Here is a 233-nt window from a genome sequence, read left to right as displayed (position 1 = left end):
AAACTTAATGTGGGCGATTAGCTCAGTTGGGAGAGCACCTGCCTTACAAGCAGGGGGTCACTGGTTCGAGCCCGGTATCGCCCACCACTCTCTAAAGACTTTTGGATGTTGACTTCCAAACCAATTCCGTAAAACGAATCTGGTTCGGATTTTTGTCGACGAAAGTCATTAGAAAGTGCTTTAACTTGAAAAAGTAAACACTCGCTCTTTAACAATTTGGAAAGCTGACGAAC

General features: G+C 44.2%; 1 tRNA gene. It reads left to right on the top strand.

The window, feature by feature from the left end:
- The first annotated feature begins 11 nt into the window (after positions 1 to 11).
- Positions 12 to 87 (top strand) — tRNA-Val (locus A1QO_RS06225).
- Positions 88 to 233: the final 146 nt, after the last annotated feature.

Source organism: Vibrio genomosp. F10 str. ZF-129 (assembly GCF_000287055.2).
Classification (GTDB): Bacteria; Pseudomonadota; Gammaproteobacteria; order Enterobacterales; family Vibrionaceae; genus Vibrio.
The sequence above is the reverse complement of the archived record's forward strand: the minus strand, read 5'-3'. Positions and strand labels throughout refer to the sequence as shown.